This is a genomic window from Spirosoma migulaei (genome assembly GCF_054776855.1).
Genome location: NZ_BAAHBG010000013.1, coordinates 134,214 through 154,702 on the forward strand (window position 1 = coordinate 134,214; position 20,489 = coordinate 154,702).

The window sequence follows — 20,489 nt, forward strand, 5'->3', positions numbered from 1 at the left end:
TTGAGTTTTACTATTTAGTTCACTTGTTCGCTTTGAATATAGGCGTAGAGTTCAGCCAGTTTTTCGGCCAGTAATCGTTTGTCAATCAGTTGCTGTGTATAATCGGCTACGAGTGTTGGTGATAGGCTACGGCTGAGCGCATACTCAACTACCTGGCTATCTTTGCTGGCACAGAGCAGAATGCCAATACTTGGGTTTTCGTGAGGCAGTCTGTGGTCTCGGTCAAGGGCTTCCAGATAGAAGTTGAGCTGACCAATAGGTTTAAAGGCGGTTACTTTCAACTCAACCACCACAAAGCATTGCAGGGATCGGTGATAGAGCAACAAATCAGTGTAAAAGTCCTGATTACCTACCTGCACGCGGTAATTTTCGCCCACAAACGTAAAATATCGCCCGGCTTCGAGCAGAAACTTACGCAGGTTTTGGATTAGTGCAGTCTGTAAGTCGGCTTCGCTATGACGATTGGACAAGTCCAGAAACTCCAGTACGTAGCTATCTCGAAATACATTAGTTACGTCTTGGGGCAATTGGCGTACTACGAGAGGCAACTGTGCATTGGCCAGCATAGTGCGCTCAAATAATCCACTGCCAATTTGTCGTTCGAGTTCACGAACAGAATAGCCTTCCTGAGCAGCCATAAGTGTATAAAACTGTTTTTCCTCAGCAGTCTTCGTTTGGCTCATAATGTGCAGGTGTGCCGACCAGGAAATTTGTCTCAACACTGTTGAGAGTTTTTCAGGAGCATTAACGTAAGTTTCATAGAACTGCTTCATTCGCCATAAGTTCTTATCAGAAAAACCGCTTGTATTAGGTTGTTGCTGACGGATATAGGCTGCTAATTCTTTCACCACACCTTGGCCCCACTCACTAGCAGCTAGTTTGCGGCTAATGTATGCTCCGATAGACCAGTATAAGTCAATCAGATCAGCGTTGACCCTCTGCATAACCCGGCTTCGAGCCTGATGAATTAAGGTAACAACTTCGGTAAATTGGTCAGATAGATCAGCCATATATCAACTTAGAGTTAGTATCAACTGGTTGATAGTCATGGATTAATCAAGAGGTAGTTCGGGTAATCGTTCTTAGGCCCAATTCGGTTAAATTAGCCTTTGTTTGGGCTTCTACAGAGGCTAGTTCAGCTTTTAGTCGGCTGAGTTCAACTTTCGTGGCCGTCATAGCAACGAGTATTCCTTCTCAAATGTATTACTTAACTTAGAATAGTAAGCTTAATAGCACCAAAGCTGGTTTGGTTACTAGACTCGTATAAGTAAGGCGAGACTAATACGCAGTGGACATTTACAAAATTACTAGCCAGTAGCTTTGTAACATTACAGTGAATTTTGGGTTAGAGTTATACCAAAATCAGCCATTTTTTATGCAATTGCTAGTCGTGGGTGCCACAGGTGGGACCGGGTTACAAATCATTGAGCAAGCTCTTCAGGGCGGTCATTTTGTCACGGCTTTCGTACGAGATCCCGCTAAACTAGCCATTAAGCACCCGAACCTAACCGTTGAAACGGGCGATGTGCTAAACCCACAAACACTATTGCATGCCGTGCGTCGGCAGGATGTGGTTATATGTGCGCTCGGTAGCCGACCCGGCCAGCATGATGAGGCTGTGGCCGATGGTACGAAAAACCTGATTGCGGCTATGCGGCAGGCTGGCGTTCGTAGACTATTGGTTGTATCGTCATTGGGCGTTGGGACGAGCTACGAAGAGGCATCGCTACCAAGTAAACTAGTTATAAAAACACTGCTTAGCGGAGTTATTGCCGAAAAGGAAAAACAGGAACAAGCCATCCGAACAAGCAAACTTGACTGGGTAATTGTGCGCCCAACCCGACTTACCAATGGCCCTCTTACAGGCAAAATTAGACTTGGAGAGCATTTGCCATTTCCACGATTTTCGATACCCAAAATTAGTCGCGCCGATGTAGCTGCTTTCCTACTAGATCAACTTGATAATGACCAGTATCTGGGTAAGGCCGTAACGATAACCGGAAAATAAGCCTTTACTAACTTTAGGTGTTAGAAAAAGGATACCTCAGACGCGACATGAGCGCTAAAAATCTTATCTTTATAAAATGAAATCAACAGAAAAAAAAGCAACCATATCGGCTATTCGATCTGATATTTTACGGTCAGCGATTGCTTCCTTTTGTATTGAGAAAATAGCTATTTCAACAGAACAGGCAGCTATTGCCTTGCGAAAAGCAGAAACTACGTTGGGAAAATAATTTCGATGATTTGCCTCATCGGCGCATAGTCTTGATCGGCTGCACGTTGCACGGCCATTACATAATTGGCAAAACGGATACTGGCTCCCTCGTTAGGCTCTATCTTTTCCCAATGCGGAGCGTTTAGTCCCTGTTTTCGGCACATCAAATTCGCTATTAGTCGTGCTGTCCGGCCATTCCTTTCCCGAAATGGATGAATAAATAACAGTTCAGCATGAACTACAGCCAAATCATGGATGAGCTGATGCATAGCCGAGTAGCGATTAGGGAGTTTCGCTAGAATATCAGTTTCAAATGAAGCCATTACGGCTGGTAAAAACTGAGCCATCGGGAAAATAAATCCGCCTTTTGATAAATTGACATCCCGCCTTTACCTGCAAACGAATAAACTTCGCCTAAGGCTAGTTTATGAACTTTCTGTTTATAACCACTTGAGAATCTGGTTCGATTAGTTAGTTCGTCAGTCAATATAATTTCTGCCTTTAGGAATCCATCAAACTCCGCCAAGGCAATTGCTTCCGCCGAATTCAGGCCAAGTTGATTCGGTAGGAATTCATTTTGGTCATGTGGGATTTGGTACTTCATAACCCAAAAGTCCTTTACTAACTTACTTCACCGGATGCGAGCTGACAATTGTACAGTCACAGCGCTTCGTGTTGGCAGGTAACGTGACTGGCTTATCGAAGCTGCTATTGGGGGCCAGGGTGCGGCTGAAGGTTGTGAATTTTTCCTTGAGTGCCGTCCCGGCTTCATCGAAGGCAATGATTTTTACCGACACGTCCTTGTGAGAACGGGATGACAAATTCTTGACCACCACGTTTACTGTCGATGTCACCAGTACATTGTCGACTTCAGAACAGTCCACAGTTAAATCAATCGTTTGGGGCGTAAGCGACGTATGGTTCAGTTTTGACACCACGAAAAGAAGAATACCGCCAAGGACAACAACAATCAGGATCAATCGAATCAATGCTTTCATAGGAGTTCCTGTTATGGGTTACTATCTTCCAGCGCCTTTTTTGCTTCCTTCTCTCGTCTTTTTTGTTCGCGCCGTTCCTGGCGTAATTGCTTACGGGTTTTAACGGTATCTGCTGGCGCGGGTTCATTCGTGATTACATCAGGAACAGCCCGACGTTCTGGTTGAATAGTGGTGGCTTCTTCATCGTTACGTTTCTCATCGTTCTTCTTACCCTTAAAGAGCCGACGGAAAAAGTTGCCAATACCGGTGCCGCCTTCGTCTTCATCGTCTACATCCGTATCTACTGGGTCTGTCATCAGGCTATCACCCTGGAATAATGAATCGATTGGGGATACCTGTCGACGAAGCCCTTCGCGTAATCGAACGTTATAAAAACCATAGGCTCCTGAATCGGGAGTGGTCAGCCCACGCCGGGCCATAATACGGCCAATTAGTTTAAAGTAACCCCGTACATTACGAACCTGAAGGGTTCCGTCTGGAACAAACCAGTTTAAAGCCGCTTTGGGGCGAGGTACCACAAAAGCCAGAAAAATGCTTTCACCAAGGTTTAAATCGGAAGGGCTTTTGGCAAAATAGTAGCGGGCTGCTTCGCCAATGCCATAAATATTTTTACCCCATTCAATGATATTCAGATAAACCTCATACATCCGCTCTTTCGGAACGATGTGCTGATTCTCAATGAGCCAGACAATCAAGATTTCTTCGACTTTACGCGAAAGTGTCTTGTTACGGCTCAGAAAGACGTTTTTGACCAATTGCATCGAAATCGTACTGGCCCCTCGTTTGAATGATTTCTCCTTAAAGTTTGTGGCAATCGACACCCGGAATGCTTTTTCGTTGAACCCATTGTGCGTAAAGAAATTATAGTCTTCTGAGGTTAACAAGGCATTACGAAGATCAGGCGAAATCTGATTAATTGGGGTATAATCCGGATTCTCGGGGCCGACAATGATATTCCGAACGGGCTTACCTTTCTCGTAGGGGGTGTACACAAATGGCTGGTTGATAGCCGCAAAATCAGTGCGGCCCATTTGCAGAATCTGAAAGCCTTCCGAAGTTAATCCAGAGTCAAATTTTACCGAATCGGGGAGGGATGAATCAAGCTGAAATGCTACATCATATTTTAGTTTGCCAGCTACCTTCATGCCCTCCAGGGACTCAAACAAGCCTTGTGGAAACGAATTGAATAGCGCCTGAGCATCTATAAGCCCCGTGTGCAGCTGTACCTCGTAGATCTTCGTTGGCTTAAGCGTATATTTTACAAACGGATGGGCGCTCACCTGGCCAAGATGCAATGTCGACGAACTATCAACGCCGACATAATTTTCGCCAACGAACAGGTGGGCATCCATGGCTGCCAGCGGAACCAGTACATCGGTACGGGCAATAGCCGGGTGGTTAATCCGAAGGTTTCGAACCGAACCTGCTCCTTCGAGTCGAAACTCGCCCCCGGAGCGGTCAACATCATGGAGTTCAGCCCGAAGGGTATCTGCCTGGAGTACTAAGTTGAATTTTTTTTGAATATAGGGAAGCTCAATGGGCTTTGGGCGACCATTCTGGCCTTCTGCATATAAAGCCAGGTTGTACTCCCGGTCAGCGGGGTCAGCAGTACCGGTAACGTGCCAGGTTGCCTGATTGCCATTTAGTTTCAGGGTCGAGCTAACGTCTTCATTTTTAATGACAGCCGTTTGGGTAAGCAAACTGAGCGTATCATTATTATCCATAGCCCGAAACTCCAGATTGCTGATATTCAGATCGTCGGGAATTTTAGATAGGATATTATCGATCAGATTTTCGGTTACGTCGGCCAGATTGGTGCGCTTCGTACTTTCTGTTGAGGGCTCATCAGTGGCTGTTGAATCGCGCTTCTTATGCAACAGAAAGTCAATGTTCGTCAGCGAGTCACGTTTGATGACCTGAATCAGACCGTTTTCGAGTGTCATGCCCGACAACCCGATTTTCCCTGCCAGTAATGGCCAAAACCGGACTGCCAGTTCAACCCGTTGGATACGCGCCAGGCTATCGCGTTTTTCGGGCACAACTGAAATATCCGTAAATGCAAGCGAACTCAGGCCGGTAAATTTAGCCGAACCGATGCGTACATCCAGGTGATAATCCCGCTTTGCCTTGCGAATTCCCCGTTCAAGGGCGGTTTTTAATAAACTTTCGCGCTTGAAATAAGCAATCCCGGCACCTACACAGGCCAATAAAAAAATACTCAGAACTATCCACCCAGCGATACGCAGGGCTTTTCGTTGACGATACGTCATGCTTAGTCACTATTCTCGAACCGCAAAGATAGGGAATTAGAGGGACGAGAGGGAGGAAGGGGAGGAAAGGGATGTACTATTCTTTTGTCGATTTTCTATATCTTCATTCCTCTCCTCCCTTTCTTCCCCTTCCTGCCTTTACTCCATTTTTAAAAATCTAAATGGCAGTTTGTCCAGCCGTCATCGAACCGGGTGCCGAATTGTTTGTAGAAGCCAATAGCGGGTTCATTCCAGTCCAATACCTGCCACATCATACCGGTGCATTGTGTTTCGCGGGCGGTCTCAATTGTAGCGTCCAGAAGGAGTTTTCCGACGCCAAATCCCCGAAAAGCTTCGGTTACAATGATGTCTTCCAGATATAAACGTTTGCCTTTCCAGGTGGAATACCGATAGAAGTAGAGGGCCATACCAACGATATTCTTGCTATCGGAGTCTTCAGCCATAATCATCCCGAAAAGAGGATTTGGTCCAAAGCCATCCAGGGCCATTTGTTCAACACTGTTGGTAACCTGATCGGCAGCACGTTCGTAAACGGCCAGTTCCATAACTAAAGCGAAGGCTTCCGGTATATCTTCGAGGGTGCCAGGGCGGATTGAAATCATTGTATCGGGTTAGTATAATAAGTGTAGTGGTAAGTAAGTGTATTAAGTGAAATAAGATGCAAGATACTCAATTAACAAACTGCACTCACTCCCCAACAAACTTCCTCCACTTCGTAAGGGCGGCTTGAAAATCGTCGGGCAAGTCTGAGTCGAACTGGAGCCATTCTTTGGTACGGGGATGGGTAAAGCCTAATGATTTGGCATGAAGGGCTTGTCGGGGCAGTAGTTTGAAGGCATTTTCTACAAATGCTTTGTAGCTCCCAACCGGATTCCCGCGTAAAATTCGGTCGCCACCATATAGGGCGTCGTTGAACAATGGATGACCGATGTGCTTAAAATGGGCCCGAATCTGATGCGTACGGCCCGTTTCCAGATTGCATTGTACTAAAGCAACATAGCGAAGCGCTTCCAAGGTTTTGTAATGGGAGATGGCCCATTTCCCCTTCGATTCATCGTCATAAATCACCTGCACTTTTCGGTCTTTTACCGACCGGCCAATGAAGCCGGTAATGGTACCATCCGCAGGCTCGGGAATGCCCCAGGTCAGGGCGTTATACGTCCGTTCAATGCTGTGCTCAAAAAATTGCCGGGCCAGGTGCGTCATGGCAAATTCGGTTTTGGCAATTACCATCAGGCCCGACGTATCTTTGTCAATCCGATGCACCAGACCGGGTCTGATCTCTCCATTCCGCGAGGTGGGCAGGTTTTGAAAATGGTAGACCAGCGCATTCACCAGCGTACCATCCCAGTTGCCGTGGGCGGGATGGACTACCATACCCGCTGGTTTATTGAGTACCAGCAACTCATCATCTTCAAAGACAATGTTAAGTGGGATGTTCTCTGGCTTAACGTCCGTATCACGGGGCGGATGGGCCAATGATACCGTAATGACATCCAACGGCTTAATTTTGTAGCTGGCTTTGGTTGGCTTATCATTCACCCGAACGGACTCTGCGTCGATAGCCGCCTGAATTTTGGTACGGGTTGCATTTTGCAGCCGATCCATCAGGAATCGATCAATCCGCAGCAGCCCCTGGCCTTTATCCACCACAATACGGTGGTGTTCGTATAATTCGTCCTCTTCAGGTAGTTCGTCGTCTAGTTCTGCCATTTTCTCAACGTAAACCTATAAGGTTTGCTCAAACTTTATAGGTTTGTACGATACAAAACTACGGATTATGGACGAACTTGCCCGGCGGCTAGCTCATTTGGCAGGTAACTCACCGGTTCAACTGCTTGATACCCCATTTCCTGAACCCGTTTCAATTCGACTGCTGCTGAAGCGTGACGATCTGCTACACCCAAAAGTTTCGGGCAATAAATGGCGTAAACTCAAATATAATTTATTGGCAGCGCGCGCTCAGTGCTTAACTACTCTACTCACCTTTGGCGGAGCTTACTCGAATCATTTGTACGCTACTGCTGCGGCAGGAAAGGTGTTTGGCTTTCGAACGATTGGCGTTGTTCGGGGCGACGAATTAGCTGGAAAACCACTTAACGAAACCCTTCAGTTTTGTCGAGACAGCGGAATGCATCTGCACTTTGTTAATCGGGCCGACTATCGGCGCAAAGAAGACCCCGATTTCCTCGCTGAGTTGACGAAGCAATTTGGCCCCTGTTACATCTTGCCAGAGGGAGGTACAAACGAGTTAGCTATTCAGGGTTCGGCAGAGCTTATTCCCGAACTAGTGGCTCAACTGGGTTATGCACCCGATTATGTATGCTGCCCGGTAGGCACAGGAGGTACGGTAGCGGGATTGGCGCAATCGGCACCCGCAGAAACGAAGGTGATGGGGTTTGTTGTGTTGAAAGGCCTTGTCTGGGACAAGCTTCCGCCTGGTCACTTGTCACACCATAATGGCCAAGGGGAAGCTTGCCCCAGACTTATTCACGATTACCACTTCGGTGGCTATGCCAAAACCACGCCAGAACTGATGCGCTTTATTCATGAAGTTGAACAGAAAACGGGCGTACTGCTGGAGCAGGTCTACACCGGAAAGATGCTCTATGGCATCTACGACCTTGCCCGAAACGGATTCTTTCCAGAGGGCACCACGGTAGTGGCAGTGCACACAGGTGGGTTGCAGGGAAGGAGTAAAGTGTTAGATGTGGTCAATCGGTAAAAATCCCATAAATTGCTGATATGGATACGATTTTCACTACCGATCGCGTCAGACCCTTGCTGGCACAGGTTCGCGAATTTGTCGAAACGGAATTGATTCCGCTTGAAGCTGGCTTCTCGCACAACAAACTAGCTGAACTGATCCCTATTCTCGATCAGAAACGGGAACAGGTTAAAGCCGCTGGTCTTTGGGGGCTTCATCTGTCAAAAGAAGATGGCGGGCATGCATTGACTCTTTGTGAATTCGGACAGATCAGTGAAGCGCTGGCCCATGCACCGTTTTTTGGGCATTATGTATTTGGATGTCAGGCTCCCGATATCGGAAATACCGAGCTGCTTCACCGATTCGCATCCGACGAGTTGAAAGAACGCTATTTGAAGCCCCTGATGGCAGGTGAAATTCGTTCCTGTTTTTCAATGACCGAACCCGATTTCGCCGGTTCAAACCCTACCCGAATGGCAACGATGGCCGTTCGAAGCGGGGATGAATACGTGATCAACGGCCGTAAATGGTTCACCTCGTCGGCCGATGGAGCTGCCTTTGCTGTGGTGATGGCAGTTACCAATCCGGATGCAGCGCCCCACCAACGAGCCAGTATGATCATTGTTCCGACTGATACGCCCGGCTTTACCATCGAACGAAATATTCCCGTGTTTGGGGAAGCTGGTGAAGGCTGGTTCAGTCATGCCGAAGTGAGTTATACTGACTGTCGGGTGCCGGTATCGAACGTGATTGCAGGTGAAGGAATGGGTTTCCGGCTGGCGCAGGAGCGGCTTGGACCGGGGCGCGTTCACCATTGCATGCGCTGGATTGGTAATGCCGAAAAAGCACTGGATCTCCTGTGTAAACGGGCAGCTACCCGGGAAATTGAAGACGGTGTGATGCTGGGCGAGAAACAGTTTATTCAGGATTTCATTGCCGAAAGCCGCGCTGAAATTGACGCTAGCCGACTATATGTTCTTAATACAGCTCACATGATTGATACGGTTGGTGTGAGCAATGTTCGCGACGCTGTTTCAGCTATTAAGTTTTATGTTGCCAACGCGTTTCTACGAGTGCTTGACCGGGCTATTCAGGTACATGGTGCATTGGGCGTTACAGACGATACCGTGCTGTCGGCTATGTATCGGCATGAGCGGGGTGCACGCATCTGGGACGGAGCCGATGAAGTACATAAGCAAAATCTGGCTATCAATATCCTGAAAAAATATGGCCTGGATATCAAACAGAAAGCGAAAGAATTGCGTCAGTTTCGCCAGCTAATGACGGCTGAACAACTATAAACCGCGGGTTCGCCACATAGTGCTAACGTAGTTCATACACACCAGGTCAATTGTTTACTAAGCAGAAATAGTATGCCCATACGACTAATCATAGCGGACGATCACCCATTATTAATTGACGGAGTAAGGGCGGTGATTGAGGAAATGGACGATGTGGTATTATTGGATTCTGTCACCAATGGTCGCCAATTAATGGATCGCCTGCTAAAACAACCAGTCGATATGGTGCTACTCGATTTGAACATGCCGCATCTGGATGGTATCTCGACTCTGACGATCCTGAAAGAAAGGCAGCCTCATCTAAAAGTTATCATCTTTACCAGCTACGACCAGCCCAAGTTGATAAAAGAAATCAAATCGCTGGGGGCCGATGGTTATCTGTTAAAAACCAGCAGTTCCAGTGTTCTGAAAGAAGCGATTATAGCCGTGGGTGCTGGCGCAACCTGGTTTCCAGATGAAGTGGTGGCTTCGTCTACTCCCGAGTTATTAATTGACGATTTCACGATCAAGTACCAGATTACGAAACGGGAAGTCGAAATTATACGGCTCATTGTACAGGGCTTTTCGACCCGGCAAATTGGCGAGCGATTGTTCATTAGTGAATTTACCGTGAATTCGCATCGCCGAAATATAGCCCGCAAGCTGGGCATCGATACGCCAATTGGTTTACTCAATTTTGCCAAAGAACAGGGCTTGGTTTGAGTACGATACTGGTTAAAATGGTTAGCACTAACTATTGAATGGCTGCGTGTTGGAAGGGAAATTTGGGTACTTATCTCACTTTTCTTTTGCCACATATGCCCATGAACGCAACTACATTTTTTCGCTCATTAGTTCTGTCAGCAATTGCATTGTCGTATCAATCCTGTCGTTTTCTTATGACAGAGGCCTCTGCTGATCTGGTTAAAAATCAGTTTAAAGGCCCTTCCTACACCGGCGGTAATGATGCGGATGGTGATGAATTAGGCTTTAATATCGCTATGTTTTATATGTATGGTGATAAAGGGTATAGTGGGCCAAGTAGCCCAGTGGGACAACACGATCGCCAACTGCCATCCGCTAGTTTACTGGCCAGCACCGGTAACCACTTATCACTTGGATCAGCTTATGCCCCACCGAGGCCTACGACATTCTTCAATAATGAGCATTTCGCCCTTATGCCTGGGGTACAATTAATTCGGAAAGGCAATAAGGTGAGTGACTCTTTTGGTACAGATGTGACACATTTGCTTTACCTTGAAATCCCTGTTTATGCGCTGTATCGACACTATTTGCCTGATAATAAGGGCGAATTGTTTGGTGGCTTAGGTCCTTATTTCGCTTATGGACTTTCGGGTAATTTTAAATCTACCTTCAATGGGCAGACATCTAGTTTCCCAGCCTTTGGTGGCAATGGTGGTTTTAAGCGATTCGATGCAGGTTTAGCCCTGACGGCAGGCTATCAGTTTCCTAACAGCCTGCGTATACGACTGGGCTATGAATTGGGGCTAACGAATATTGAATCGGGACCATCTGGTCCGGATGATGACAAAGCCTACAACCGGGCTATTAGCCTAAATGTAGGCTATCCACTCGCTAAAATCGTGGATAAATTTAAAAAGAAATAGGGGGGGAAAGGTGTATGATGTATGTATTTTCGCGAACCTATATCATACACCATACACCCTGCAGAACATGCTTGGTCCCGATATGCCCCGCTCAGTTCGTCAGGGCGAAGAATTGGCTATAAATCGCTTAAACGAATACCTGCATGAACAGGCACCAGAAGTAGGACTAGTGCTGGAAATCAGGCAGTTTTCGGGAGGGTTCTCCAATTTGACCTATTGGCTCAAAACGGAACGGCAGGAATATGTCCTCCGCCGACCGCCCGCTGGGGCCAACATCAAAGGGGGGCACGATATGGGCCGGGAATTTCGGGTATTGTCGTTGCTGAAAGGGCATTACGATAAAATCCCGGATCCAATCGTTTACTGCGAATCGGCGGATGTGCTGGGCGTGCCATTCTATATTATGACACGCGTGGTGGGCGTGATACTACGGGCGTCGATGGCGCCAACGCTTACCCTTGATCCGGAGCGCATGCGGCAGTTATCAGAGGCTTTAGTTGATAATCTGGTAGCTATTCATAACCTGGATATTCAGTCAACGGGCCTAAGTCAGTTAGGTAAACCCGAAGGGTACGTACAGCGCCAGGTGGAGGGGTGGAGCAAACGGTACCGAAATGCCGAAACCGACTCAATTCCCGCAATGGATCAGGTTGGCAACTGGCTGCAACAGAACTATCCTGCTGAACAGGCTCCCGCTTTTCTGCACAATGATTACAAATTCGACAATGTGCTGCTGGCTGCCGATGAATCTACAGGCGATCCGATTCCCCTGATCAAAGGCGTGCTGGATTGGGAAATGGCGACTGTTGGCGATCCACTTATGGATTTAGGTGCCACCTTAGCCTATTGGTCAGAAGCGAACGATAGTCCAGCTTATAGAAACTTCAACCTAACGTGGCTTCCGGGGAATCTGACCCGGCAGGAAGTTGTAGCCCGCTACGCTGCCCAAAGTGGTCGTGACCTGACCGAAATTCTGTTCTACTATGTATTTGGGCTATACAAAAACGCCGTGATTGCGCAGCAAATCTACGCTCGTTGGAAACAGGGGCATAGCCAGGATGACCGCTTCGGTCATTTGTTGCCAATGATTATGGAACTGGCTAGTAAGGCCGTAGGATCTATTGGGAGTGGGGAAGTGTAGGAGAATTTGACCCTTACTGCACACTCGCCCGGCGAAGGCGGTCGTTCATGGCCCAGCCTAGCCCTTCGTTGGGTAAGGGCTCAGCATAAATAACGTCGATGGGTAACGCGTCCAGGGCACGCAGATGAGCAAAGAGATTTTTGGCTGCTTCGTTGAGGTCTCCAGTGGGGGAGAGGATACGCTGATTTTCAGGGAGAAAGCCGCCAAAGGCTTCGCGAAAAACCAATGCCCCGGCCCGTTCGCTAGGTTGTGGAGTTTCGCCGGGTGATACGAGAATAAGCGGTTTTCGGGGAGCATAGTGGCTGCTCAACATGCCCGGAGCCTTCGGATTTGAGGTCGAATGCGTTTGCACGGAAACGGAGCCAATTATTTTCTCAATCTGATCCAAAGCCATTCCCCCAAGTCGAAAAACAGTGGCTTTGTTGTTTTCAAAGCCAACAATCGTCGATTCAATACCGACGCCTGCCGGGCCACCATCCAGAATGTAGGGAATCTGATCGCCCAGTTGATCGGCAACATGTTGCGCCGTGGTTGGACTGATATACCCAAATGGATTGGCACTCGGAGCCGCCAGTGGGAAATCGAGCGAACGTAGCAGAGCCAGCGTAAGGGGGTGATTCGGGATACGAACCGCAACGTTGGGTAAACCTGCTGTAACCAGGTCAGGAATCAGGTCGCGCTTAGGGAGGAGCAGTGTCAGTGGACCGGGCCAGTACGCTTCTGCCAGTTTACGGGCTGGCTCAGGAATGTTAGTTACGAACTGATCGAGTTTATCGAGTGAGTCCGTGTGTATAATCAGCGGATCGAAAGAGGGCCGGTTTTTTACCCGAAAAATTGCTAGAACCGCATCTGGGTTGAATGCATTACCTGCTAGTCCATAAACGGTTTCGGTAGGGATCCCCACCACATTTCCCACTTCTAAAAATGCCTTTGCTGCCCGTGTATCCGTACCAATCTGTGCCATGACTTCGTGGCGCAAAGATAGGGGAAAAGGGGATAGAAAGGAGGAGGGGGACGAAAGGGAGGAAGGGTTGCTGACGCATGAATCCCTTCCTTCCTTTCGTCCCCCTCCTCCTTTCTCCTTTTTTTAATGATGCCCTCCGGGGCCGTGAACGTGGCCATGAGCCAGCTCGTCGGCGGTGGCATCCCGAACGTCCAGCACTTCAACATCGAAATACAGATTCTGATCAGCCAGCGGATGGTTGGCGTCAACGGTTACTGTATCGGGTCCAACCTCGGTTATGGTAACAACCTGACCTTCGTTGGTTTCAAATTGCATTCCTACTTCAAGCTCCTGTCCGCCAAATGCCCGGCGAGGTACAGCTTCTACCAGTTGCGGATCGCGCTTACCGTATCCTTTTTCCGGTGTTACATCTAACTGGAGATGATCACCTTTTACGCGGCCTTCCAGACCTTCTTCCATACCCGGAATAAGGTTGTTAGCCCCATGCAGATAATATAACGGATCGCTACCCTGGCTGGAATCCAGCACGTTACCACTGCTATCCCGCAGGGTATAATGGATGGCGGCTACTTTGTTTTTTGTAATATTCATACCGGTTTTCTTTTGCGCTGTGTCGATCCCTTACCGATATCCAGCGAAGTTGCAATGGTTCTTGAGTTTTAGATTTAATTCATAAGGTCTCTTAGCCCTGATAAGTTTGATTAATTAATGTTTTTTTTTCAATCGTTGTCCGATTTAAGCATTGTCGTTCGTCTAAGTGACGAAAACAAATTCATAACCAGTATAACCAATCAACTACAATGGACAAATTTATGCTTGTATTCCATTCGCCTTATTCTCAGGAAACCGCCTTCGCCGAAATGTCGCCTGATGCCATGCAGGCCGAGATTCAAAAATGGAACAACTGGATAGGAGGAATAGCAGCTCAGGGCAAACTGATCGGTACAGATGCACTGGCGCCTGTTGGCAAACAAATGACCAAGGCCGGGCAGGTTATTACGGATGGCCCATTTACCGAAGGGAAAGAAATTGTAGGCGGTTACCTGATTTTAACCGCGGCTTCCTTAGATGAAGCTGTTGAGCTGGCTCATGGATGCCCTATGTTCGAGACCGATGGGACTGTAGAAGTTCGGCCAATCATTAACTTCGAGTAAGGCCTGGGTCCCCTCTTTTTTTCAAAAAAGGGGGGACTCTCAGTACATATAAAACGTAAACTTGTATCGTTCCTGACGCAAATTTTTATGGATATTTCAACCCTTAACTGGCCAGCTATTTTAGTGGCTACACTGGCTAATTTTTTAATTGGTGGCCTATGGTATTCTGCCTTTTTATTTGGTAAACCCTGGATGGCTGAAAATAAGTTTTCTGAACACGAACTGAGGCAGAGTAACATGCTGAAATTGTTTAGTCTAACGTTCCTTTTTTCATTGGTGATGGCTTTCAATCTGGCCATGTTTTTAAATGACAGTAAGACCACAACAAGTTGGGGGGCAATGGCTGGTTTTTTAGCGGGCTTTGGCTGGGTAACCATGTCTTTATTTGTTATTGGGCAGTTTGAACGGAAAACCACTCGATATATGCTCATTCATGGGGGATACGTAACAGTTAGTTTTGTGGTTATGGGGTTAATTTTGGGAGCCTGGCGCTAAACTATGAGCTGAGAGACCCTAATGCCTGATATCCCTTCTTCATTAACTGACTCCAACCAACTAGTTGCCCATCTGTTTCGGCATGAAGCAGGACGAATAGCCTCCGTGTTAACCTGTATGCTTGGTTTTGACCGGCTCGATCTGGCTGAGGATATTGTGCAGGATACCATGGTAAAAGCCTTGCAAAGCTGGCGCTTTCAGGGAATTCCTGATAATCCCAGCGCCTGGCTCTACCGGGTGGCAAAAAACAACGCATTAGATGTAGTTCGGCGTGAAACCCGATTGCGGCAGATTAGTCCGGAAGTCGAGTACCTGCACCAACAGGAAGCCACCGAAATAATGGGCAACGTTTATTTCTTCGACGACGAAATTACCGATAGCCAGTTACGGATGCTGTTTGCCATATGTCATCCAGCTATTGGCATTGAGTCACAAATGGCTATGTGCCTGAAAATTCTTTGTGGGCTGAGTGTTCGGGAGATTGCCGGGGCATTTTTGACCACCGACGAGACCATCGCAAAACGCATCTACCGCGCGAAAGAGAAAATTCGGCAGGAGGAGATCCGGCTCGAAGTGCCAATGGGGCAACAATTGGCACCCCGCCTGGACTCGATTCTGAAAAGCATCTATCTCCTATTCAATGAAGGCTACAATTCATCGCATCCCGACCAGTTGATTCGCCAGGATCTGTGCCAGGAAGCCATGCGATTAGGCCTGTTGCTCACCCAAACGCCACAGACCCAGCAACCCGCCGTTGATGCCTTGCTGGCACTGATGTGTTTTCAATCTGCCCGGTTCAATGCCCGTACTGATGATGCGGGTGGCATTATCTTACTGGCCGATCAGGATCGAAGCCGCTGGAACCAGGATTTAATTCGGCGCGGTCATTTGTATCTGAATCGTTCGGCCGAAGGGCCAGCGCCAGGTGAGTATCATCTTGAAGCCGGTATTGCCATGCAACATTGTATCGCTTCGTCCTATGAAACAACTGATTGGCCCACAATACTGCTCTATTATGATATGCTGATGATGCGAAAACCGTCGCCCGTTGTTGCGCTGCATCGTGCTGTAGCGGTCGCAAACGTGAAGGGGCCAGGAGTAGCTATTGATGAGGTAGTGACACTATCGGGCCTGGACTCCATGCATCATTACCACACTATTCTGGGAGATTTGTACGAGCAGAATGGACAGCCGGAACCAGCCCGGACTCATTACCAGCGGGCTATTCAGCTAACGACATCCATAGCTGAAAAGGCACTGATCGAACGAAAACTAAGCCGACTGCAAGCGGACTAGTTCACTTGTATTTTAAATAAGCATTTGATCGTCAGAGACAACAGGGGGCATAGAATCAAAAAAATCTATCTGACTAAAGCACTAGAGCAGACTTATGTCAAGCTGAATAAGTGGTTCGTATATGACTTGTAGACCGGTCAATCAGCTCTTTAAGGACATCCAGATCAATGTCTTCGAGTTTTTTAACGTATACGCAGCCTTTCCCGGTTTTGTGTTTCCCCAGTTTTTCCAGTAACTCTTCTCTTTCCGTAAAATAGGCCGAAAGGTAAAATGTAATTGCATCTTTTCTAGGCGAAAAGCCTATGAGTGGCGCATCCCCTTCGTGTCCACTGGCATAGATATAATGGTAACTCCCAAAACCAACGATACTAGGTCCCCACATTTTTGGGTCAAGTCCCGTTTGCTGTTTTATGAGGTCAATAATACTAAAACAGTCTTTCCGTTTCCCTTCATCGGCAATCGAATTGATAAAGTCAGTTACGCTGTTTTCTGTTTCGGTCGTTTTATTTTTTGCCATCGTCCAGTAGTTGTTGATTTACCTTTCTACGAGTTTCAGCCACTCCTTTATGACATGTTGCAATTGGGTTTCTTTTGAACGAATGTCATCCATGTCCTTAAAAATTACTGTTCGTCTACCGTCTTTATAATCTCCTTCAAGAAGCCCGGTTGAGTCGTTTACGTTGGCTCCACTGGGAAAAACCAGCATCACTCGTCCTTTGTGCAGGTTGAACACCACCAGTTCCCGTTTATATTCTTTGGGGTCAAATGGCTTCATGTCCCCTGTATAATAATAGCTTGGGTTATTCCATTTAATCCGTTCACCAATTTCGGGGTCGGTGCTTAGAATGACTTGCCTAAGTGCTTCAACAAGCTGGCCAATTTCAGGATCGAGTTGTTGAATATGCTCGGTTACCTGTTCCTGGTCGGAGCGTTTTTTGGGCTTTGCTGAGCTTTTCTGTATGGCTTTACGTGCTGCCCGTTCCAGATTTTCTGTCACCCTGAATCTGGTAATTTTGGCAATAAGGTCAAGAGGGAGCGGTTTATCGATTGGAAATTGAATTGACCCTTTGGCTCCTTTATAACCAGCGAGTTCACTCTTGAAGGCTTCGATGCCTGTTGGTGCCGGATAGAATCCTATATGCTGTTTAAAGGCGGCAAAATGAACCAGATTACCATTTAAGGTTAACGTCGGCATGCCATAGTTGATGGTTTCTTCTGCGTCTGGAGCTGCCTGGTTCAGGGTTAACCGCAGTTGGTTCAATAGGTCTTGCGTGCGGAGTGGAAAGCTTGCGATATACGCATCAATATCGGTCATATTGGTTGTCATAGTCACTATGCTTTTGACGTAGTAAAAGGTAGTTTTTTGCCGATCTCTACCCAAATTCTATTCCCTTGCCTGGCCTTTTTACATTTCCGGGCTGTAGGGATCAACCGAAAGACTCACAAATGAAAATCCTTATCTTTGCTATATGAATGAGCGGTTCAAATTTTGGCTCAAGCGAGTTGGCTGGCTGGGTTTTCTCTTCTTTCTTGTCAAAGGCCTTCTCTGGCTATTGATTCCATACCTGATTGCAAAAGGTTTTTTTTCTAAGTAAACAGTCCTGTGGCTTACCAAATAGCCTGATCACCTTGTGCCACAAGACCACTCAATAATAGAAAGTGGACTGTTTATAGGCCTATTCCGGAAGTGTGAGTATATTCATTGCAAGTTTTTGAGGATGGCTTATTGAATCCAAAAAGCAGGTACGGGTATTATGCAAGTCGCGAGTGGAGGAATGGTTCGAGGAGGTAGAACAGGTCTGTTGCTGATCATTGCCTGGCTGTTGTCGGTAGGCGCTCAGGCAGACCACATTATCGGGGGCGACATGAGTATGCGTGCCGTTGGCACAAAGCCTGGTTTATTTCGAATCCAGCTAAATCAGTATTTAGATGAAAATAAAACGGTTTCCGGGAATCGGGATGCCTTTGTGATCTTACGGATTTACCGGAAGCAGAACCCTGTCTTGATTGAACGACTTACCCTTTACATTAAAGAAACTCTACCGCTCACGTTCAATAATGTTGCCTGTGCCAGCCTTCGGCAATTAAGCTTTACGCAAGCCCGTTATTACGATAACCATCAGTTCGATCCCAATTTATATACCGATCCAGGTGGCTACTACATCGTTTGGGAGCGGTGTTGCCGAAACGATGCCCTCACGAATGTGAACACGGCTGCTGTAGATGGGGTAGCCATGACATTTTATCTGGAGTTTCCGCCCATGTTGAAAAAGGGCATAAACGTTACTAATTCTGCCCCTGAATTCCGAGTGCCTAATGGGGATTATATCTGTATCAATAAACCCTTCACCTTCGATGCAGGAGCAACTGACGCAGATGGAGATCAACTGCGCTACTCGCTTGTAACACCCCTGAATGGATACACAACCAGGTTAGCGCCTGGTTATACGGATGAAACGCCCAGAAATAGTTACCCAACCATTAATTGGGGGCCAGGGTACAGCTTAGCCAATATTATTCCGGGAAGTCCACCGCTAAGTATTGATCAAAATACGGGGAAGTTAAGTGTTAAGGCCTCTGCCCAGGGACTCTATTTATTTACGGTGCAATGTGAGGAGTTCAGGAACGGTGAGCGTATTGGCGTTGTACGACGGGATTTTCAACTACCTGTTGTGGATTGCTCAAAAAATACGCCCCCTCCAGCCGTTGTGATGACCAGTGGAAAAGTAGCGACCGATCTTTCCTGGTGCGGTAGTCAGCCGTTGGTGCTATCTGTCGAGAAAAATTCAGACTGGGCCTATCAGTGGCAGAAAGACGGTACAAGTCTCCGCGGTTCTACCAGCGATACTCTACAGGTACGAACACCAGGGGTTTATTCCGTCGTAAAAAGCCAGGCGAAAGCGTGCGCGAATGACACCACCTCGCAGGCAGTTAAGGTTACGTTTACAACTGCTCCTTCGGTCAAGGTATCGTTAACAACGCCAAAGCCTTACTGTGCAGGGGATACACTTGTGCTAAAGGCCGATGGGCAACCAGGTTATAAATACCGATGGCAGTATAATGGGAAAGATGTTGCGGGCCAGCAGGCGACGCTACAGATATATCAGGCTGGCAATTACGGCGTATTTGCCAGAATCGCTGATATGGGTTGTGAAGGAAAAGATAGTGTAAAGGTTACCATTGAGCCACGCCCTACGGCTCAGATCAAGCCGTCGTCGTTGACGTTTTGCACTGATGGCACCATTCAACTTATGGCTGGGAATACGACTGGTTATCAGTACCAGTGGCAACAAAATGGCAATAAACTTACCGATACAACAAGTCAGCTCGTGGTAAAACAGGCTGGAAACTATCAGGTTACGGTTAGCGCACCAACCGGTTGTACCGCTACATCGCTTCCTGTTACACTCACCCAGTATGCCCGTCCAGTCATTCAATTTGATTCTATAGCATCCGTTTGCCTTGACAGTAACGCTACCGTTGCCTTGACGGGCCAACCTACTGGCGGAACCTATACAGGGCAGGGCGTTCAGGGGAGCCGCTTCGATCCAATGAAAGCAGGTGTTGGGCGTCATGAGCTGACCTATACCATTACATCAGACAAAGGATGCCTGGCCGAGCAGAATCGTTGGGTTGAGGTGTTGCCCAGTGTTAATTTAACCGGTCAGACTACGTATATTTTAGCAAAAGGGCAGAGTGTTCAACTCCTGACCCGATCTGACCAGCCCATCAGTCGATACCAGTGGAGTCCAGCTACCTATTTAAGCCAGCCGGATGTAAGTAGCCCAATTGCCAGCCCATCTGAAACGACCTTGTATGAGGTGACGGCCATGAGCGAGGCTGGTTGTACGGATAAATTGTCCATTCTGGTTGACGTAGCCACATTACTTTATTTCCCATCAGCCTTCTCGCCTAATGCGGATGGGCAGAATGATGTATGGGTGATTCCAAACATCAGCTCGTTTCCACAAAGTGAAGTCTCCATCTACAATCGCTGGGGCCAACTGATTTTCTTCTCACGCGGATATACCCAGCCCTGGGATGGTACTTACCAGCAGGAACCCGTTCAGGCGGGGGTCTATACCTACCAAATCCGTACGGGAACCGGCCCGCTAGATACCACGTATCGGGGGCAGTTAACCGTTATTCATTAGTATACTAGTTAAGTAAGGCTTGCGGTTTCATAGGCCATATCTCCAGGATATGGCCTATGAAACCGCAATCCTTTTTGTCCCTTTCGCTCAAATTCTAAGCCTTTGGGCAATTTACAAGTGCTAGCCTACCGTTTACTCAATAAATCGGAGCGGGTTGCTTCGGGCTTGTCGGTGCGATGAGTCG

21 protein-coding genes are annotated in these 20,489 nt (G+C 47.5%); 11 read left to right on the forward strand and 10 right to left on the reverse strand.

Translation table 11 applies throughout. The features are described 5' to 3' along the window. Window positions 1-14 precede the first annotated feature (14 nt). Window positions 15-1,010, reverse strand: coding sequence for a PDDEXK nuclease domain-containing protein (locus ACYVGO_RS16230; RefSeq protein WP_460970178.1), 996 nt, complete (start codon window positions 1,008-1,010; stop codon window positions 15-17). 365 nt (window positions 1,011-1,375) lie between these two features. Between ACYVGO_RS16230 and ACYVGO_RS16235 the strand changes: the two genes are divergently transcribed. Both ACYVGO_RS16235 and ACYVGO_RS16240 read left to right on the forward strand, forming a co-directional pair. Continuing rightward, window positions 1,376-2,008 (forward strand): NAD(P)-dependent oxidoreductase, encoded by a 633-nt coding sequence (locus ACYVGO_RS16235; RefSeq protein WP_460970179.1) that lies wholly within the window; start codon window positions 1,376-1,378, stop codon window positions 2,006-2,008. 76 nt (window positions 2,009-2,084) lie between these two features. After that, window positions 2,085-2,237, forward strand: a complete 153-nt coding sequence (locus tag ACYVGO_RS16240; protein ID WP_460970180.1) for a hypothetical protein — start codon at window positions 2,085-2,087, stop codon at window positions 2,235-2,237. Here ACYVGO_RS16240 and ACYVGO_RS16245 read toward each other — a convergent pair. The 5 genes from ACYVGO_RS16245 to ACYVGO_RS16265 all read right to left on the reverse strand — a co-directional run bounded on the left by ACYVGO_RS16245 (window position 2,221) and on the right by ACYVGO_RS16265 (window position 7,199). After that, window positions 2,221-2,565: a Fic family protein gene (locus tag ACYVGO_RS16245; protein WP_460970181.1), complete on the reverse strand. Its 345-nt coding sequence runs from the start codon at window positions 2,563-2,565 to the stop codon at window positions 2,221-2,223. The genes ACYVGO_RS16240 and ACYVGO_RS16245 overlap by 17 nt on opposite strands. 279 nt (window positions 2,566-2,844) lie before the next feature. Further along, window positions 2,845-3,216 carry a hypothetical protein gene (locus ACYVGO_RS16250; protein ID WP_142772273.1) on the reverse strand — a complete coding sequence of 124 codons (372 nt, stop codon included), beginning with the start codon at window positions 3,214-3,216 and terminating at the stop codon, window positions 2,845-2,847. Between the two features lie 11 nt (window positions 3,217-3,227). After that, window positions 3,228-5,486, reverse strand: a complete 2,259-nt coding sequence (locus ACYVGO_RS16255) for a transglycosylase domain-containing protein (RefSeq protein WP_460970182.1) — start codon at window positions 5,484-5,486, stop codon at window positions 3,228-3,230. A 149-nt stretch (window positions 5,487-5,635) separates the two neighbouring features. Beyond that, the gene (locus ACYVGO_RS16260; RefSeq protein WP_142772275.1) at window positions 5,636-6,088 is read right to left on the reverse strand and encodes a GNAT family N-acetyltransferase; all 453 of its coding nucleotides are present in this window, start codon (window positions 6,086-6,088) and stop codon (window positions 5,636-5,638) included. A gap of 85 nt (window positions 6,089-6,173) precedes the next feature. Next, complete coding sequence (locus ACYVGO_RS16265; protein WP_460970183.1) at window positions 6,174-7,199, reverse strand: RluA family pseudouridine synthase; 1,026 nt, start codon at window positions 7,197-7,199, stop codon at window positions 6,174-6,176. 67 nt (window positions 7,200-7,266) lie between these two features. Here ACYVGO_RS16265 and ACYVGO_RS16270 point away from each other — a divergent pair, with 67 nt between their 5' ends. The 5 genes from ACYVGO_RS16270 to ACYVGO_RS16290 all read left to right on the forward strand — a co-directional run bounded on the left by ACYVGO_RS16270 (window position 7,267) and on the right by ACYVGO_RS16290 (window position 12,242). After that, window positions 7,267-8,211 (forward strand): 1-aminocyclopropane-1-carboxylate deaminase/D-cysteine desulfhydrase, encoded by a 945-nt coding sequence (locus ACYVGO_RS16270; protein ID WP_460970184.1) that lies wholly within the window; start codon window positions 7,267-7,269, stop codon window positions 8,209-8,211. A 20-nt stretch (window positions 8,212-8,231) separates the two neighbouring features. After that, the gene (locus tag ACYVGO_RS16275; RefSeq protein WP_460970185.1) at window positions 8,232-9,494 is read left to right on the forward strand and encodes an acyl-CoA dehydrogenase family protein; all 1,263 of its coding nucleotides are present in this window, start codon (window positions 8,232-8,234) and stop codon (window positions 9,492-9,494) included. A gap of 72 nt (window positions 9,495-9,566) precedes the next feature. Continuing rightward, window positions 9,567-10,196: a response regulator gene (locus tag ACYVGO_RS16280; protein ID WP_460970186.1), complete on the forward strand. Its 630-nt coding sequence runs from the start codon at window positions 9,567-9,569 to the stop codon at window positions 10,194-10,196. Between the two features lie 176 nt (window positions 10,197-10,372). Next, the gene (locus ACYVGO_RS16285; RefSeq protein ID WP_460970187.1) at window positions 10,373-11,101 is read left to right on the forward strand and encodes a porin family protein; all 729 of its coding nucleotides are present in this window, start codon (window positions 10,373-10,375) and stop codon (window positions 11,099-11,101) included. Window positions 11,102-11,168: 67 nt separating this feature from the next. Next, window positions 11,169-12,242 (forward strand): phosphotransferase family protein, encoded by a 1,074-nt coding sequence (locus ACYVGO_RS16290; RefSeq protein WP_460970188.1) that lies wholly within the window; start codon window positions 11,169-11,171, stop codon window positions 12,240-12,242. A 13-nt stretch (window positions 12,243-12,255) separates the two neighbouring features. Here the strand turns inward: ACYVGO_RS16290 and ACYVGO_RS16295 are convergent, their stop codons facing one another. Both ACYVGO_RS16295 and ACYVGO_RS16300 read right to left on the reverse strand, forming a co-directional pair. After that, the gene (locus ACYVGO_RS16295; protein WP_460970189.1) at window positions 12,256-13,206 is read right to left on the reverse strand and encodes an L-threonylcarbamoyladenylate synthase; all 951 of its coding nucleotides are present in this window, start codon (window positions 13,204-13,206) and stop codon (window positions 12,256-12,258) included. A gap of 123 nt (window positions 13,207-13,329) precedes the next feature. Next, window positions 13,330-13,797 carry an FKBP-type peptidyl-prolyl cis-trans isomerase gene (locus ACYVGO_RS16300; RefSeq protein ID WP_142772281.1) on the reverse strand — a complete coding sequence of 156 codons (468 nt, stop codon included), beginning with the start codon at window positions 13,795-13,797 and terminating at the stop codon, window positions 13,330-13,332. Window positions 13,798-14,006: 209 nt separating this feature from the next. On the opposite strand from ACYVGO_RS16300, the gene ACYVGO_RS16305 reads away from it, so the two are divergent. The 3 genes from ACYVGO_RS16305 (at window position 14,007) to ACYVGO_RS16315 (ending at window position 16,151) form a co-directional block, all read left to right on the forward strand. Continuing rightward, the gene (locus ACYVGO_RS16305) at window positions 14,007-14,360 is read left to right on the forward strand and encodes a YciI family protein (protein ID WP_460970190.1); all 354 of its coding nucleotides are present in this window, start codon (window positions 14,007-14,009) and stop codon (window positions 14,358-14,360) included. 87 nt (window positions 14,361-14,447) lie between these two features. After that, window positions 14,448-14,855 carry a DUF1761 domain-containing protein gene (locus tag ACYVGO_RS16310; protein ID WP_142772283.1) on the forward strand — a complete coding sequence of 136 codons (408 nt, stop codon included), beginning with the start codon at window positions 14,448-14,450 and terminating at the stop codon, window positions 14,853-14,855. Window positions 14,856-14,876: 21 nt separating this feature from the next. After that, window positions 14,877-16,151 carry an RNA polymerase sigma factor gene (locus tag ACYVGO_RS16315; RefSeq protein WP_460970191.1) on the forward strand — a complete coding sequence of 425 codons (1,275 nt, stop codon included), beginning with the start codon at window positions 14,877-14,879 and terminating at the stop codon, window positions 16,149-16,151. A gap of 97 nt (window positions 16,152-16,248) precedes the next feature. On the opposite strand, the gene ACYVGO_RS16320 is transcribed toward ACYVGO_RS16315, so the two are convergent. Both ACYVGO_RS16320 and ACYVGO_RS16325 read right to left on the reverse strand, forming a co-directional pair. Beyond that, on the reverse strand, window positions 16,249-16,668 hold the full coding sequence (locus ACYVGO_RS16320) for a DUF1801 domain-containing protein (protein ID WP_460970192.1): 420 nt from the start codon (window positions 16,666-16,668) through the stop codon (window positions 16,249-16,251). A gap of 18 nt (window positions 16,669-16,686) precedes the next feature. Then, window positions 16,687-17,478 (reverse strand): DUF1801 domain-containing protein, encoded by a 792-nt coding sequence (locus ACYVGO_RS16325; RefSeq protein WP_460970193.1) that lies wholly within the window; start codon window positions 17,476-17,478, stop codon window positions 16,687-16,689. 427 nt (window positions 17,479-17,905) lie between these two features. Between ACYVGO_RS16325 and ACYVGO_RS16330 the strand changes: the two genes are divergently transcribed. Next, window positions 17,906-20,305 (forward strand): gliding motility-associated C-terminal domain-containing protein, encoded by a 2,400-nt coding sequence (locus ACYVGO_RS16330; RefSeq protein WP_460970194.1) that lies wholly within the window; start codon window positions 17,906-17,908, stop codon window positions 20,303-20,305. Window positions 20,306-20,489: the final 184 nt, after the last annotated feature.

Bases quoted from the DNA above. Each gene is read 5' to 3' on its own strand.
- ACYVGO_RS16300 (WP_142772281.1), bottom strand. From the start codon at position 13,797: ATGAATATTACAAAAAACAAAGTAGCCGCCATCCATTATACCCTGCGG.
- ACYVGO_RS16295 (WP_460970189.1), bottom strand. From the start codon at position 13,206: ATGGCACAGATTGGTACGGATACACGGGCAGCAAAGGCATTTTTAGAA.
- ACYVGO_RS16310 (WP_142772283.1), top strand. From the start codon at position 14,448: ATGGATATTTCAACCCTTAACTGGCCAGCTATTTTAGTGGCTACACTG.
- ACYVGO_RS16260 (WP_142772275.1), bottom strand. From the start codon at position 6,088: ATGATTTCAATCCGCCCTGGCACCCTCGAAGATATACCGGAAGCCTTC.
- ACYVGO_RS16245 (WP_460970181.1), bottom strand. From the start codon at position 2,565: ATGGCTCAGTTTTTACCAGCCGTAATGGCTTCATTTGAAACTGATATT.
- ACYVGO_RS16320 (WP_460970192.1), bottom strand. From the start codon at position 16,668: ATGGCAAAAAATAAAACGACCGAAACAGAAAACAGCGTAACTGACTTT.
- ACYVGO_RS16255 (WP_460970182.1), bottom strand. From the start codon at position 5,486: ATGACGTATCGTCAACGAAAAGCCCTGCGTATCGCTGGGTGGATAGTT.
- ACYVGO_RS16250 (WP_142772273.1), bottom strand. From the start codon at position 3,216: ATGAAAGCATTGATTCGATTGATCCTGATTGTTGTTGTCCTTGGCGGT.
- ACYVGO_RS16330 (WP_460970194.1), top strand. From the start codon at position 17,906: ATGCAAGTCGCGAGTGGAGGAATGGTTCGAGGAGGTAGAACAGGTCTG.
- ACYVGO_RS16325 (WP_460970193.1), bottom strand. From the start codon at position 17,478: ATGACAACCAATATGACCGATATTGATGCGTATATCGCAAGCTTTCCA.
- ACYVGO_RS16280 (WP_460970186.1), top strand. From the start codon at position 9,567: ATGCCCATACGACTAATCATAGCGGACGATCACCCATTATTAATTGAC.
- ACYVGO_RS16235 (WP_460970179.1), top strand. From the start codon at position 1,376: ATGCAATTGCTAGTCGTGGGTGCCACAGGTGGGACCGGGTTACAAATC.
- ACYVGO_RS16315 (WP_460970191.1), top strand. From the start codon at position 14,877: ATGCCTGATATCCCTTCTTCATTAACTGACTCCAACCAACTAGTTGCC.
- ACYVGO_RS16290 (WP_460970188.1), top strand. From the start codon at position 11,169: ATGCTTGGTCCCGATATGCCCCGCTCAGTTCGTCAGGGCGAAGAATTG.
- ACYVGO_RS16305 (WP_460970190.1), top strand. From the start codon at position 14,007: ATGGACAAATTTATGCTTGTATTCCATTCGCCTTATTCTCAGGAAACC.
- ACYVGO_RS16265 (WP_460970183.1), bottom strand. From the start codon at position 7,199: ATGGCAGAACTAGACGACGAACTACCTGAAGAGGACGAATTATACGAA.
- ACYVGO_RS16275 (WP_460970185.1), top strand. From the start codon at position 8,232: ATGGATACGATTTTCACTACCGATCGCGTCAGACCCTTGCTGGCACAG.
- ACYVGO_RS16270 (WP_460970184.1), top strand. From the start codon at position 7,267: ATGGACGAACTTGCCCGGCGGCTAGCTCATTTGGCAGGTAACTCACCG.
- ACYVGO_RS16240 (WP_460970180.1), top strand. From the start codon at position 2,085: ATGAAATCAACAGAAAAAAAAGCAACCATATCGGCTATTCGATCTGAT.
- ACYVGO_RS16285 (WP_460970187.1), top strand. From the start codon at position 10,373: ATGACAGAGGCCTCTGCTGATCTGGTTAAAAATCAGTTTAAAGGCCCT.
- ACYVGO_RS16230 (WP_460970178.1), bottom strand. From the start codon at position 1,010: ATGGCTGATCTATCTGACCAATTTACCGAAGTTGTTACCTTAATTCAT.